General features: G+C 42.3%; 10 protein-coding genes. 5 read left to right on the forward strand and 5 right to left on the reverse strand.

Annotated features, from left to right (window positions below; all coding sequences use genetic code 11):
* Positions 1–7 precede the first annotated feature (7 nt).
* From DSM08_RS01450 to DSM08_RS01470, 5 genes are read right to left on the reverse strand one after another with little or no spacing between them, the layout of a single operon-like run.
* Positions 8–2,746 (reverse strand): hypothetical protein, encoded by a 2,739-nt coding sequence (locus DSM08_RS01450; protein ID WP_149524477.1) that lies wholly within the window; start codon positions 2,744–2,746, stop codon positions 8–10.
* Positions 2,747–2,769: 23 nt separating this feature from the next.
* Complete coding sequence (locus DSM08_RS01455) at positions 2,770–3,468, reverse strand: DUF4998 domain-containing protein (RefSeq protein ID WP_187773942.1); 699 nt, start codon at positions 3,466–3,468, stop codon at positions 2,770–2,772.
* Between the two features lie 23 nt (positions 3,469–3,491).
* On the reverse strand, positions 3,492–4,688 hold the full coding sequence (locus DSM08_RS01460; RefSeq protein WP_149524479.1) for a DUF5000 domain-containing lipoprotein: 1,197 nt from the start codon (positions 4,686–4,688) through the stop codon (positions 3,492–3,494).
* A gap of 12 nt (positions 4,689–4,700) precedes the next feature.
* A complete protein-coding gene (locus DSM08_RS01465) occupies positions 4,701–6,584 on the reverse strand; it encodes a RagB/SusD family nutrient uptake outer membrane protein (protein ID WP_149524480.1) in 1,884 nt (627 codons plus the stop codon).
* Positions 6,585–6,602: 18 nt separating this feature from the next.
* Positions 6,603–9,827: a SusC/RagA family TonB-linked outer membrane protein gene (locus DSM08_RS01470; protein WP_149524481.1), complete on the reverse strand. Its 3,225-nt coding sequence runs from the start codon at positions 9,825–9,827 to the stop codon at positions 6,603–6,605.
* A gap of 948 nt (positions 9,828–10,775) precedes the next feature.
* Between DSM08_RS01470 and DSM08_RS01475 the strand changes: the two genes are divergently transcribed.
* From DSM08_RS01475 to DSM08_RS19405, 5 genes are all read left to right on the forward strand, one after another.
* Positions 10,776–10,967, forward strand: coding sequence for a cold-shock protein (locus DSM08_RS01475; RefSeq protein ID WP_149524482.1), 192 nt, complete (start codon positions 10,776–10,778; stop codon positions 10,965–10,967).
* A gap of 355 nt (positions 10,968–11,322) precedes the next feature.
* A complete protein-coding gene (locus DSM08_RS01480; RefSeq protein ID WP_149524483.1) occupies positions 11,323–12,408 on the forward strand; it encodes a fatty acid desaturase family protein in 1,086 nt (361 codons plus the stop codon).
* A 232-nt stretch (positions 12,409–12,640) separates the two neighbouring features.
* Positions 12,641–13,732 (forward strand): DEAD/DEAH box helicase, encoded by a 1,092-nt coding sequence (locus DSM08_RS01485; RefSeq protein WP_223110851.1) that lies wholly within the window; start codon positions 12,641–12,643, stop codon positions 13,730–13,732.
* A 588-nt stretch (positions 13,733–14,320) separates the two neighbouring features.
* Positions 14,321–14,482, forward strand: a complete 162-nt coding sequence (locus DSM08_RS18990; RefSeq protein ID WP_187773943.1) for a hypothetical protein — start codon at positions 14,321–14,323, stop codon at positions 14,480–14,482.
* A 446-nt stretch (positions 14,483–14,928) separates the two neighbouring features.
* On the forward strand, positions 14,929–15,075 hold the full coding sequence (locus DSM08_RS19405; protein ID WP_149524485.1) for a fibronectin type III-like domain-contianing protein: 147 nt from the start codon (positions 14,929–14,931) through the stop codon (positions 15,073–15,075).
* Positions 15,076–15,088 lie beyond the last annotated feature (13 nt).

Consider the following 15,088-nt stretch of genomic DNA (forward strand, 5'->3'; position numbering starts at 1 on the left):
TTTTCTTCTACCTCATTTCAACACTATACTCTCCCGCACGATCCAGTTCAAAGTATGCCGTCCTTTCTTTCGCACTAACTTCTTTCTCCGCCACAACACGCTTACCGCGACGCAAAACCCATTTTCCGGGTTTCAACCCAGTTAAAATAGCCTTGCTATTCTTCTTCCGATTATTTTTAAATCCGAATTTTTCATCGATCTCTTTTCCAGAACTGGCTACGACTAAGTCATCTCCAATATATATCAAATCAACATTTCCGCTCTTTTCTTGCGAAAGAACAAGGGGAGTACTGTTTCCTTCACACACCTGGAATACCGTAAGGTAATGATTCGACTTATCCTTTGCTTGGTGAGAAATCAGTGTTCTATGTCCTTTTCCCTCTGCTAAAGGCGTTTCAGGAACTTCTAACTGTTTTCCGAAAACGTTTGTCGTCATAGCGTCCGAAAGCACTTTAACATCATAACCACCCGAAGGGCTTAAGATAGAAACATGCGTTTTCCCCACGCGTCCATTCAAAGAATTGTGCAATACAAATCCATTAGGAGTAAGTTCTGGTTTATTAAGCGATGCAATCTGCCAATATTTATCGATATCTGGGGTCCTGGTTTCCATCTGATCGGTTAATACAATCACCGCAGGTATATCTTTCCGGCCAGTATTAATAAAGCAAAACTGCCGTGTGTAATTCAGCATTTTTTCCGAATAGGCACTGCTTAAGTCCGCGGCAAAATAACTGAAATACGGTTGCTTTGGATCGGGACCTACAGCAGTCGCCATTACCTTTCCATTGTGGAACCATGGATCGCTTTCAACTTCTTTTTGAGAGCGTGGCGCACGCTGGTTGAAGCGAGTACCACCATCATTTACTTCGCTACGGTAATACTTTTCATTCGGATCGACAGCAAGCATCACGCTGTGGGAAACCGAGCGCTTGTTGAATCCCATATCATAGGGAGTTCCGTAGAATCGATAGAGTCCGATATCACCAAATTGAAAGCCTCTGTAATATAATTGAATGGCGCCAGCGTCCGCGTGCTGATGGTTCCCGAAATGATAACCACCACCTTTGATCTCTGCCACCACATCGTCGCTATCAGGACCGATATTCCAACCGGTCCTGGCTACCATGGATCCTAAAATTGGTCCAAAGTCCTTTGTAAGAGCTAAACTATTCAAGCTAGGTTCGGCTTTCAAAGTTGGGTCGTTCAGCAATAGAAACATCGTCGGGTTATTGAGCTGGCCATGCCGAAGGAATTCTCCCTTCACAATAGGATCTCGCCCGTAAGTGGACATTAAAAACATCACTTGTGGCGATTTCCAATAGAAAGGCTCACCAGCTTTCCCTGATGCAAAACCATCTCCATCTCGTAACATCTCGCCTGCAGGAGAACGCATATACATAAAATAGGAAGGCATCGAAGTGATATTATCATCAAAGACCTTCTGTCCCGACATTCGATAATACAACCATGCCGCATGCATTTCCCAAGCAAAACGATAAGCCGCATAACCAATACCTTGGTTGTGACGTGGTGATTGATACTCAAAACGGCGCATCGGTACTAAATCTTCTAATATTTGATAGGATACATATTGATAGGGTACAGGATCTTCGTCATAAATCGCAATGCTCATTGCTAAGAAGTCACGGTTGACCATTGCTTCGTTTCCGTGGCCATTCAATATATTCGTACGAAACGGAGGCCAGCCGATTTCCATATCCATCGAGAGGCGCATAAAATCTTTGACCAAATTTTTCTTCTCCTCCTTCGATAGAAGATCATATGTCCAATCGTACACCAAAGCCGCCGTATAAATTGCACGGCCCAGCTCCCGCGTGATGTCCAAAATATTACCGAACTCCACATGAGAAAGATACGCCTTTGTCAGGTCAATAGCCTCCCGACCTATCTTTCTGTCACCAGACATTAAATAATAGAACGCTTTTAGCTCCATCGCCTTCTCCAGGTCAACATTATAAGACATCTCTTCGTTGGGGTCGAAAACAAGCGGAAATGGCTTTAATGCATCGTCCTTAAGTTTGTTCCAAATGGGCGCATGTTCTGGATCAGACAGATTCTTTTTGACCATAGGTAGTGTTTCCTGATTCACCCAAAGCCGTGGCCGACTGCTCGGAGGGCTGACTGATGGCTGATAGGAAGCGGCAGCCGTAGGGACTTTAGGAGCGACATAGTTTTGAATCTGTACGTATTCAAATCGCACTCCTCGAGGCAACCAGATTTTGACATCCTGCTCGCCCGCAGGAAGGTCAAAAATTCCGGTATGCTGGACAGGTCGGTCCCAAGGGACATAGACAACTCGTTTGGTCCCTCGTTTGTCGCCAAATTGTATCCGCATAAACAATGACTCGAACTTCGATTTCGCTTTTTTCATCAATTGAGCTCCCTCTGCGTCGGTCACCGCGTTCGTATAAATCGTATAATGGCCGGCAGTAGGAATACGAATGCGGAAGGCTATATCCGATTCCTCTCGCTCAGAATTTATCGCCTGAGCAACACCTGCTTTCAAGGTAATTCCTGATTTAGTTGTTAACCTAGAATCGATAATTCGTTCGCTGCTTTTCTCGTTAATAAGCATTGCATCGCTATTGATTTTGATTGCCTCGGTTGCCGGAATGATTGTTAGCTTTTTTTCCTGACCTAGAACGATGTTTAGGCAAAAAATCGATAAAAGAAATAGAAACAAATGAGGTTTATATCGTCGGTTCTTTTGGTGTAAAATCATAATGTTGGTTTATTAATGTTGATTTAATTGGTTTTGACTTCTGCAAAATCTACATAAAAGGTATCTATCGCCAATGAGTCTGGCAAAAACCCAGAACGAAACTCAAAGTTGCCTTTCAATGGAAATTGAGCTAAAGTCGTAGTATCCTTAAAATTCTTGTTAAGGATCAGCCTCTGATTATTTGTCATATCCAAATACTTAATCTCAGTTACACTCAATCCTGCCGGTTGATTGACATTCCAAATGATTTTCAGATCATCAGATTTTCTAAGAACTTTCGAAATAGTAGCATTCAGTAGAGATTTTTCATAGAGCGTCCCATAAACGCGTCCGGAGATTTCTGCTTTAACAGAGCTATTTCCTGCATCATCATAAGTGAAAATTTGAAAAGTCTGATTGCCTTCTGGAAGATTGTTAATGATGACTCGTACGGTGTCGACTTCTTCTGATTTATTAACAACGTTTTCTAAAGAATCACGCCGCTGATTCCAATATATCTTATATTTCTTCACCTTCGGATCTGATAAAAGTAACCACGATAGTTCAATCCGATTTCGTCCTGATTTTAGCTTTAGCGAGTCTGCTTTTGCTACGTATATTTTTTCTCCACCCTCCAAAAATTGCACATAAGTATCATCCATACGTCCGCATGAGCCTGCAGAGCAAACGAAAGCGAACAAGATGGTAAATAGTACAAAGGGAGAATTAATTTGCTTTTTCATACACTTTGTTTTTAAGTTCATAACTATTGATCCATTGGTTGACCATATAAATCTAGTTGAGTAAGCATCAAGTTTTGTGCACCAGTCCAAGAACGGATCGTTTTGAATCGGATGTAACGATATGCTTCGGTTTCTGTGGGGAAATTATAGTTCTCTCCTGCAAGTGCATACGCGCTATCCTCAGGAGTCCGCTCACCTACAGGGCTGCCCGAAGGCTTTATAGACTCACAATGAATTAGCAGAGTCCAGCCGTCAAATGAGCCGTCTGGATTCGGATTATTTGACCCCCAAACTTCATAGGTTCGAGGTGTTCCATAGTTATATGCATAGGTCGGACGTTCCGTAGGTGCTTGAAAAACAACCATTCGGCTAAATTTAGATTTTTTGCCTAAATCAATTGTGAACCAATTGGGCATAGACGCACCGGCAGTAGCTTGATAATATAACTTGGAAAGACGAACATAATCTCCGTCCCATATATTGCTAATAGGTCCCCAACTTCCCTGCACCGTATAATTGTCACTTGGTAGTGGATAAGCTTTCCACAACTTTTTCTCCAACATTTCTTCATACAGCGGAGTGATATTCGTCTTTAAAGTGTCCGAATGATTCCCCCATTCATCACGGAAGAAAAAAGCAAAATCGGTCGGATTCGGAAGTAATCCTCGAACGGAATAGTCACGAAACTTCGCGGAGGTGAAGAGGCGATCGTACTGTACCCAGTTCCCTTCTTCATCTTTATAAAGGGTATAAAAAACAATGCCCTTTTCCTTCTCGTTGCTAAACTTAGCATTTAGTCCTCCAAAATCTCGGTTAACAACCAACGTTTTAAAGACTTCGTCGATTGGAGGATTTAATGGATTAATTGTGAATTCGGCAGGACTTGAACGAACTTCAGCTTTATTAACACTATACAGTTTAATTTGATAAGGATTGGTATCGCCAAATCCTTCAAGCTCAATGTAATTCTTATAAACTGACGATTTAATCTCCCGTTCCTCGCCCTTCCCAGTATTATAAACAGCAACAACATATAATATACTTGGGTCGTTGGGTATTGAATAAGTTACTTTTGCCCCGCCGTTTATATTCTCAATTTTCGTTACGGTCGGTTGCCCGGGCGTTGAAGAGACTTCTTCTAAAGGGCTATGAATCATTTCTTGGCAAGCTGCTAATACCATGATAACAGCAATTGCGATATATGTGGTTATTCTTTTCATGATTTTATCATTTTACCATCCTGGACTTTGAACTAAGTTTTTGTTGACGATTAAGTCGTATTCGCGAATCGGCCAGAAATAATCTTTCAGGGCGAACGATTGACGAAATATGGTTTTTTCACGATAGTAATCCTCAGCCCGAGCTTGGTCCATATCCCAACCGCTAATTACATCATTATAAACTTCAATGGCGGTTTTCCAACGACGGACATCCCAAAATCGCTGCCCTTCTAAGCAAAATTCAATATTACGCTCCTGCTGGATAATCTCTCTAAGCCCTTGTTGAGTGTTGAACTTTGTTGGATTTCTCGAATAGGTTGTCCACGATTCCTTGACACCGGCTAAACCTGCTCGCTTGCGTACGAGGTCTAAATAGATGAAGCTTTCATCATTTGGACCCTGCAACTCATTTAATGCTTCTGCGTATAACATGTAGAGGTCTGTTAATCGAAGCATAGTCCAAGGGTAGTCTACAGATGTATAGGTGTTTGCCGTCGTTGATAAAACATTCGTATAGTAAATGTATTTCTTCGGGTAATATCCCGTTACTGTGTGATTTAGATTTCCTCTTTTGCCGCCGCTTTGTCCAAGTTTTAATTCTAGCCAATATGCGTTTTCCTGATCAAAGTTACCTTGGCCAAACCAAACTCCTCCATCGAAGCCAAGCGTCGAATAAAACCTTGATTCTCTGTCAAAATTGTATTCCGCTGTCGTATATCCTTTCCGAATAAAAAAGCGATCTTTATCAACGGCCGTTCGCAAAGAAAACCGATTGTCATATGGCCAGCTGATATCCTCATCGATGGGTATACCATGTTCGCTGTAAAATAAATCGGCAATTCGCATCGGAACTGCAAAATGTCCTTCCACTGCGCCATTGCCTATGGCTGCGGCCGGCAAACTTTTAGGCATGGCATTGACTTGCAAATCGCGCGCATTATTCTTCGTATGTGCCCAAATGATTTCTGAGTTCCAACGTTCTACAAACGAATTCCGCGTATTCATTTGTGTCTTCAGAGAATCCGATAAATTTCTCGCAATATTGGTTTCCTCAAAATAGTACAATTCCATTCCCAATGAATGGCACTTATCAATTGCCTCTTTACACGCAGCTACGGCTTTCGCCCATTTTTCAGGACTCGCAGATTGGCTAAACAGTAGCGTACCGTCTTTATTTGAATAACCAGAGTAATCTGGGTTTCCATTAAATAGGGGACTTGCTGCATAGACCAATATTTTTGCTTTCATACCCATCGCAATAGGCAATGTGATTCTTCCTAATTCCGAATTCTCGTCGTCAACAAGATCTGGCAAGTCTAGGCAAGCTTCATCAATTAATTCGACAATATAATTGAACACCTCGTCGACAGGTTGGCGCGAAACGCGAACTTCCTCTTCGGATGCAGAAATTGGGATGTTTTCCTTCATAATTGGAATTGGCCCATACATTCGCAAAAGGAAAAAATGATAATAGGCCTTTAAGAACTTTACTTCGGCCGCCCATTTCCTTTTTTCAAAATCTTCTACATCCTTGACGTTCATTATGTTTTCTAAGAAAATATTACATTCACGTATAGCGCGCCAAAGGGGGTAAGTGTCATTCCAAAAGTTTAAATAGGGATTAGTGACGTTTTGATTTCCTCTCGCGATGTGCCAAGGATTAGAAGAGATACTCTCACGTACCCACCATAACTCATCACCTCCAAATAGTGCTGGACTTGTGTTTCTATTTCCAAGCTGAGGGAGGTATGAATAGCAGGTAAATAGATAACGTTCAGTAGTCGCACGTAATCGAAATGCATATTCGATCGTGGCGATATTATCCGGAACGATATCCAAGTATTTGTTACAGGAAGTCGCCAGAAATAGTATGAGGAGAAAAATGTATTTTTTCATAATTAAAGAATTAATAGGTTAAAAGGATAGGTTGATTCCAAAATTGACAACTCTTTGCAACGGGTAGCCAAGACCGTTTCCGCCCATTTCGATATCCCATAATTTAAAACCACTTATTAAAAACAGGTTCGTACCACTTGCATAAATTCTTAGCTTATCTGTGTAAAGTCTTTTTGCTAATCTATCTGGTAGAGAATAGCCGATTTCTGCTTGTTTCAATCTAAGGAATGCGCCATTATTCAACCACCAAGTGCTAAGTTGAGTATTGTTTGCTTGATTTTGTGTGCTTAAGCGTGGCCATAGCGCATATAGATCTTGATTTTCCATAGAGAAATGGCTGTCGGAAAATGCTTTTAGAATTTGTTTACCTCCAACGAAAGGTTGTACATTGGCTGGCCCAGTAACACCGTCGACTACGCCTCCTGTCCAAAAGGACGAACGTGCAGAACCTTGGAAGAATGCCGAAATATCAAAGTTTTTATAGCCAATAGAGAATCCGCCTCCATAAATAATCTCTGGGATAGTAGGGAATCCGATTGGAACCTGATCCAATGTGGTTATTAAACCATCGCCATTGACATCTTTATATTTGATATCACCCGCAACATTGGTGGAGCCAAATTGTTGACTCGGTGAATTCGCAACTTCACTGTCATCAACGAATAGGCGTTCAGCAATATATCCCCAAGGCTGATGAATCGAATATCCTAAGCGCGACTTCCACCATTCTTTTTCATAAATAGGCTCTTCGTAAGCCAAGTATTTGCTCTTTGCATAAGTGAAGTTTCCACGAAGCTGCATCCAAAAACCGTTAGAAAAGTTTTCTGAATAGTCAACTGATATATCCATTCCCTGACCGGAGGCACGACCAACATTCGCGCGAACAGCAGCCGACAGACCCATCGTCGTTGGGATAGCCGAGCGGTTCATCAATATATCTTTTCTTTCTTCTTTGAAGAAGTCCGCTTGAATATTAACCTTATTAAATAAGCCTAATTCAAGAGCCAGATTCGTCTTATAGGACGTTTCCCAAGTAATGTCAGGATTTGAATACCGTGTTACATTGATTCCTGGTTGAGTAGTACCATATTCTCTTCCAAAAGTAAACCCTTTGGCGGCATCATTCATTACCACGTTGGATAAATAAAAGAAACGATCTGTAGCCGAGCCGATAGCGTCATTTCCTACTAGTCCGTAGGTACCACGTAGGCGAAGATTGTTAATTTTGCCTTTTAAAGGTTCCCAAAATTTCTCGTTAGAAATGCTCCAAGCTAATCCAAATGAAGGGAAAAATCCGTATCGATGACTTTCATGAAAGCGTTCTGAACCGTTGTAACCGAAGTTCACTTCGGCATAGTAGCGATTATCATAAGAATAAGTTGTGCGGCCTGATAGTCCAAAATTTCTTGACGGTAATGAAAGTTGTAGACTACCTGCAACGGCATTGGTGCTAGAACGGAGGATATTTACCAATAAAGCACTAATGCTATGTTTCTCATTGAATGTTCGTGAGTAATCAATCGCATTCTCCATGTAAAAAACGGAGTTTTGAGCACGAAGCTCGTTGTCAAGACCGAAGCTTAAAAATTCCTCCCCTGAGTTTTCATTCGTGATAGAAACCACATAATCTAAGGTTCGACGATCGTAATAGGCTAATTCATAGAAGAAAGGTTTATATGCGCGTTCGATATCGTATCGGGAGATTCTGTTGGTATTGAACATGGAGCGAAAGCGTAATCCTTCTGTTAAAAACGATAAGTTCTGCTTTATCTCCATCTGCGCCATCATCAGCGAACGATCGTAATCTTTGTAGCCTTTAACCATGTCGGCATATGGATTTAAGAATGCGCGTTCTCGCAAGCCGCCAAACATGATGTGTTCGATATGGCTATGTAAATCATCCACCGGATAGAAAGGGACGAAATCTACAGGATTTGCGCGAACTACTTTGTTATACATGGCACCACCACCTTCAATGGGACCTGTATAATTATCAAAGTTTCCATTTAGGCGGACAATTAATTCTGTGCTTTTTGTCAAATCTATATTGACATTGGCGCGTAGGGTATAGCTCTTTAAATCGACGTTGTTATTGAAGTTGTTTTTTCCGTCAACTCGTAGCATACCGTTATCTTGCGCAAACGACCCGGCAACATAGTAACGAGCAACTTTTCCGCCACCCGTCACGTTCAAGTTGTATCGATGATTAAACGTTTGATCTTTAAAGAGAGCAGAACGCCAATCAACCGCTGGAAATATAATGGGGTGTAAACCCTCGCGTGTCGATTCGATTTTTTCTTGTGTATAGAGGGGTTCGGCGAAAGGGTCACGTGAAACCAAAGCATTGTTATAAAGTTCCATGTATGTTACTGGATCGGCTAATTCAACATTACTTGTTGGAGCAGATACAGATCCTTCTGCGCGCAAAGAAATGTTAGCTTTTCCCTCCTTACCCTGCTTTGTTGTTACGAATATTACACCGTTGGCTCCGCGAGCGCCATATAAAGCGGTGGAAGTCGCATCTTTCATGATAGAAAAGCTCTCGATATCATCGGGACGTAGTCGGGCAAGTTCCGTAACACTCAATTCAACCCCATCAATTAAAATCAATGGATCCACTTTGCCCGTACCAAAGGAAGTCACACCGCGAATAAAGAAATCAGCATTATCCATCCCCGGTTCACCACTTCTTTGAAAGGCAATGATACCTGCGGCTTGTCCTGCCAGAGCCGTGGTCAAATTACTACTGGGGACCCGTAGGTTGTTAGGCTTAATTTGTGTTACAGAGCCCACCATATCCGTCTTTTTCTGAGTTCCAAAAGCAACAACAACAACCTCCTCCAGTGCTTCAGGATCTTCAACAAGCACAATATCGATGCTTTTTTGATTCTGGAGAGTGACTTCCTGAGTCAAGTATCCGGTAAAACTGAACACTAAAACACTGCCCTTCTCTAAATTGGGAAACATAAAATGTCCGTTGCGATCTGTTTGGGTTCCGACTGAAGTACCCCTAATTGTAACTGTCGCTCCTTCAATGGGCTTTCCATCTTTGTCCTTCACAATACCCTGTGCTGTTTGTAGGCTGATTAAACGAATGCTTGAGTGTGCGTAAAGGACGCTCGGAGGGATTCCCAGAAATACTAAAGGAAATGATAGCAGGACAAGCCGCTGTCGTGTTGCGATTTTTAATGTTCTAAATCCTCTGTAGAAATAGGATTTAGAGCATGCTGGTTTGTTGCTCATAATTTGTATAAATTGGTTATTAATATTTTCCGGTTACGTAACCGAAGTGTTTTTGAAGTTGATTCTGTTCAGGTAAACCCCGCCAACCTATTCCCGAAAGTGGATTAACAGCTCGTATATCTGGAGCCTCACACGTAAGACGGCTGTGGCAATGTCTATAGAAAATTTATCAACTTGGTTTAAGCTATTCCGGTTACGTCACCGGTTGGTTATTAGTAAAATGCCACATTCGAAGATAGGAAGCATTTTAGTAACTAACAATTTTTTTTATAATTCTTTTGGTTTGTGACGCATAAAAGGTCCAACTTTTAAGCTATAGGACGGTTGATCCCTTCGATATTTCAATTATTGTTGGAGCGGTAGAATGAGCTCTCGTCTGGGAAATCGAGCTTTCAACCACCGCGTATTAAGATTTACGTCAATGTTACATTCAGCGGGGTAATTCGCGATAACGCCTAGAGCAGGATAATAAAAACCAGCCGGCGCGAAGGGGAAATTTTGCAGCAGGGCAGTTCTCCAAACCGATGATAGGATTGCTAGGATGGTTGCATTTTTGGTGCGTTAGACGCCCCTTAGCGTGTTTTATCGATCCGGGGAGCCTAGCATTATTCAACAAATCTACGAGCAGGGGACAGGCCTAAAAAGAGCATCATGCTGATAGATTAGTTGAAATAAAAAGAAAAAAATGTTGTATAATCAAAAGTTTTAGTTATCATTGTGAATAATCAGGCTCTGCCAATGCTTTTCTGAATGCGATCAGTTTACTTTTCCCTTTTAGTTTCGCGATTTTCAGCTGCTAAGTTTGTTTCAATCTAAAAGATGTAGCACCGATCCAAATTATTCGGATTCACTGATTCGCTCCCCTTTCTTTTTAAACAAGTCGATTAATTTTGTTACCGTTGATTCACGGTAGTCAAGCATGATTTTTTTTATTTTAAACACAATACAATGGCACAAGGAAAAGTTAAGTTCTTTAACAACACGAAAGGTTTTGGATTTATTAGCCCAGAAGACGGTAGTCAGGAAATTTTCGTACACTCGACCGGACTAAGAGACGATATTAGAGAAAACGATTTGGTTACATACGACGTGGAAAGAGGGCAAAAAGGGCTCAATGCAGTTAACGTCCGTATCGCATAGGAAACTCCATCTTGCGATGTTAGGGCTGCGGCATTAGCAATATTGCTTCTGCTGCAGTCTTATTTGATAACGTTACGAAACTATTGAACCGATCCTGAACGATCAATTATACCTTTAATCATCTTTACCATCCCATTTCCCAGTTTTTTCCGCGCATCTAAATTAACGAGCAATTTTTGTTCGTTAGGATTTATCCGTGCCTACTCCACTTGCCGTTCGTGTTTTTATCGTTTTGGAATACAAAATGTGTAGTCAATTGATACTTAACAAGCCTATTGTGGCGAGCGCAGCAACCCATGCTCCAGTGAGCGTCCCTGTCGCCCCATCTTCGATCTCAGCTTAATACCACTCTTGAATGAAATCAACCCTCAATAAACCTTCCGTTAAATTTTGTAAAGACAGTTCTTCGTTTTCGCAGACTTTGAAAGCTAGGATACACCGTTATTTTACGGATCACCATAAGAAAAAAACGGGCAACCGCCGCCTCTTCTTAAAGGCCGCTATCTTACTGATCACGCTAATCGGCCTATATGCGCTACTGCTGTTCAACATTGCTCATTGGTCACTCCAACTGCTATTGTGCATGCTCTTGGGGCTAAATCTCGCGGCTATCGGATTCAACATCATGCACGACGCCGGTCATGATACATTTAGTAGTAATAAAAAGCTGAATACCTTGCTTTCCTATTCACTGAATCTACTTGGTGGAAATATCTACTTTTGGAAATTAAAACACAACATTGCCCACCACACCTATACGAATATCGATGGAGAGGACCATGATATAGAGATCAAGTTCATGCGAATCCATCCCGACCAGCCCCTCAAAAAGCATCATCGATACCAGAGATGGTATTTCCCATTATTGTATAGTATTTCTTATTTGGCATGGATCTTTTATCAGGATTATGAAAAATATTTCAGGCAACGAATGGGAGTGAGCGCCAATAAATTTGACTTTCCCCTGAAAGAAAAACGTATTTTCTGGTTAAGCAAGGGTATTCATTTCTTCCTTTTCTTAATCGTTCCTTGTTGCCTTTTAGGTATAATTCCCACGCTGATTGGGTTGATTGTAGCAGGTATGGCCTGCGGAATCAGTCTTGCCACGATATTTCAGTTGGCTCACGTAGTGACGGAAACCGAGTTTAAGACCTTGACGACTAGGAGGGTGCCGGAAGACTGGATGGTTCATCAGATTCAATCCACTGCTAACTTTGCTACTGACAATAAATACTTAACGTGGTTGCTCGGAGGATTGAACTTTCAAGTCGAGCATCACCTTTTTCCAAAAGTGAGTCATACCCATTATCCGGCGATCAATCGCATCGTTATAGCAACCTGTCAAGAATTCAATATTCCATATACCGAATTTAAAACGCTGCGCGGGGCCTTTGCATCTCATTTAGAAACTTTGAGAAGGATGTCGCATGTGGACAGCTAAAGCTCTGCCCGTACGCTCGAAAGAATCGGTTCATGAACAAAACAGTAGGGCTGGTATTCACCCAAAGAGGGAAAGCATATCTTTTCCAGTCGCTCGGGACAGATGTCTTAGTGATTCTAGAAACAGTGTAGAACAAAAGCAAACGCTAGCGACGGAGCCTTGCCTAAGCCACAACTCAAATTGATCCCAATAGCGACCTAACTAAAAAAATATTTTAATGACGTTTAAAAACATGGGAATCATAGCGCCCTTATTGAAAGCTATTCAGAAGACAGGCTATCAGGAACCTACGGAAATTCAGAGTCGGGCAGTTCCGCTGATATTGAAAGGACACGATATCATTGCCTGCGCCCAGACCGGTACGGGTAAAACGGCCGCATTCGCACTTCCTATATTGCAGCTTTTGCATACTGCAAAAGTCGATCGCAGCCATCCTAGAGCGCTGGTCATTGTTCCTACGCGCGAACTTGCTGTGCAAGTCTCAGAAAGTCTATCAAGCTTCGCCAATGCCCTGGCGTTGCGACATGTGGTGCTCTTTGGCGGTGTATCTCAGCAGCAACAGGTTGCCAAGTTGAAAGAAGGAGTCGATCTAATCGTAGCGACTCCTGGAAGACTGCTCGATTTGCACGCTCAAGCGCATCTAAATATTTCAAAGGTTGCTTGCTTAGTCTTGGATGAGGCAGATAATATGCTCGATATGGGATTTCTGCATGATATTAAAAAAATAATGTCCGCTCTTGCGAAAAAGCGTCAGACGCTATTGTTTTCAGCGACGATGCCCCTTGGAATTCGCAAACTGGCCAAAGAGATGATGCAGCATCCAAAGGAAGTTGCTATTTCCCCTGTTTCCTCAACTGTACCCACAATAAACCAGTCGGTCTACCTAGTGGATAAAACGGAGAAATTATCGCTACTTAAGCAATTTCTCTCTGGAAGGGCCGGGCAGCAAACACTTGTGTTTCTGCGTACAAAACATGGTGCTGATCGCTTGTCAAAGAATTTGTCGAAGTACGGCATCACTGCGGCCTGTATTCACGGAAACAAAACGCAGAGCGCTCGTCAGAAATCGTTAAATTCCTTTAAAGAAGGTAAAGTAGATGTGATGTTGGCGACAGATATAGCAGCAAGAGGGATCGATATCAAGGAACTTCCCATGGTTATCAATTACGATTTACCGGAAGACGCCGAAACGTACGTGCACCGCATAGGTAGAACAGGCCGAGCGGGAAAGACAGGAGAGGCGGTCTCTTTTTGTAGCAATGAGGAAAAGTCATTGTTACTGAAGATTCAAAAGCTGATCGGACGTCAACTGACCTGCAAATAAAGCACTCCAATCTTATTCGCAGACATATTTTGAACGCTTCTCTCTACTGGACCGAAATTCGGTAGGCAGACCGTTCCTTGCCTGTTTAGCTTCAAAAGTAATATAGGTGAAAATGATCACATCCGATATCGAAAATAGGCAGTTTCTCTGCGACATGATGAAAATTTTGTTATATTAACAACATAATCGGGAGAGCCACGAGCCCCCCCTTTTTAAGCAAACCTTTAACCATACGTCTAGGTAAATCTCTGTTATTAATGGGCTTAGCCTCCGTTCTTAGATTGCTGCCATTTTGATAGGTTGCCTCCTCCCTTTCCTAGGCTTCGGACACCAGCAGTAGTCACCAGAAAAACTAGGCAAGGTCATCAACATCAAATGACTGACACGGTGTGTTTCGAGTTAGAAATCAGTCTGGTAGACGATATGCCGACGTTGAGAATTCCCACGGAGCCTGGGATTCATGATGACATCTCGATGAGCGCCGCTTGAAGAAGTGCCAAGGTCGATCTCCCGAACAACCAAAGTATCTATGCTAGCAGGAGTGTCACAAACCCAAGTTACCTGCCGGTCAATCCTGAGGCTACCGCAATGCCTTCATCGATTCTCGTCATCTCTAAATTCGATCCGCACCAAAAGTATTTCGCGGGTCGTGCCATAGGAAAGGAGGCTCGAATGCGCGGATTCAACGTGCTTCTAGCGGTTGGTATCAACTTGATTTGTGACTCGAGTAACGGACACAACTATGAGTAATACTCGGATAATCCAACCCATTCTGGCTTCTTCGGAGGAGCTGCTGTACATAGTATTCAGTGCAACAGGTTATCTCATCGCTCAAACGTTACTCATTGAATACAAATGAAACCAACAGACATTGGCTTAACGCGGTGATCGAACCGGAGGCTTATATGAAGTCTGACCTTTGGGCTTTGAAGGTCGGGCATGAAGAGTCAAATTCTGGGAGTATTATTGGGGCTTCAATAAAATCGATGAGGAATAAGCCAGTAGTAATACCTACTTACTCCAGAACTTGCTTCGTGGTCAATTGGTCGCTGGTACTGGAAACATGATAAGAAATTAACATATCCCTTCGGATTCGGTTTGAGTTACACTAACTTTGCCTTGAGTGAGCTGAAGCTAACGTACGGAAAAGGCTCATTACATCGTTTAACGTTTCCAACACTTAAAATCGTAAAGTAATGCCGCCTTGCGTTCTGGCTGAGGGTAAATCGCCCAATAAAAGATTAGTAGGATTCCAACGCGTAGAGCTCGAGGCGGGGGCAACAAAACAGAATTTCTTGGAAATTGACCAAAGGCTGCTAGCAGGTTATCATTGGGATAAATAGGGCCGGCAAATCA

The organism is Sphingobacterium hotanense (genome assembly GCF_008274825.1).
GTDB classification, from domain to species: Bacteria; Bacteroidota; Bacteroidia; order Sphingobacteriales; family Sphingobacteriaceae; genus Sphingobacterium; species Sphingobacterium hotanense.

What these genes read in the sequence shown, in the direction of transcription:
- DSM08_RS01480 (WP_149524483.1), top strand. Translation starts at nt 11,323, where the DNA reads ATGAAATCAACCCTCAATAAACCTTCCGTTAAATTTTGTAAAGACAGT.
- DSM08_RS01465 (WP_149524480.1), bottom strand. Translation starts at nt 6,584, where the DNA reads ATGAAAAAATACATTTTTCTCCTCATACTATTTCTGGCGACTTCCTGT.
- DSM08_RS01470 (WP_149524481.1), bottom strand. Translation starts at nt 9,827, where the DNA reads ATGAGCAACAAACCAGCATGCTCTAAATCCTATTTCTACAGAGGATTT.
- DSM08_RS01455 (WP_187773942.1), bottom strand. Translation starts at nt 3,468, where the DNA reads ATGAAAAAGCAAATTAATTCTCCCTTTGTACTATTTACCATCTTGTTC.
- DSM08_RS19405 (WP_149524485.1), top strand. Translation starts at nt 14,929, where the DNA reads ATGCCGCCTTGCGTTCTGGCTGAGGGTAAATCGCCCAATAAAAGATTA.
- DSM08_RS01485 (WP_223110851.1), top strand. Translation starts at nt 12,641, where the DNA reads ATGGGAATCATAGCGCCCTTATTGAAAGCTATTCAGAAGACAGGCTAT.
- DSM08_RS18990 (WP_187773943.1), top strand. Translation starts at nt 14,321, where the DNA reads ATGCCTTCATCGATTCTCGTCATCTCTAAATTCGATCCGCACCAAAAG.
- DSM08_RS01475 (WP_149524482.1), top strand. Translation starts at nt 10,776, where the DNA reads ATGGCACAAGGAAAAGTTAAGTTCTTTAACAACACGAAAGGTTTTGGA.
- DSM08_RS01460 (WP_149524479.1), bottom strand. Translation starts at nt 4,688, where the DNA reads ATGAAAAGAATAACCACATATATCGCAATTGCTGTTATCATGGTATTA.
- DSM08_RS01450 (WP_149524477.1), bottom strand. Translation starts at nt 2,746, where the DNA reads ATGATTTTACACCAAAAGAACCGACGATATAAACCTCATTTGTTTCTA.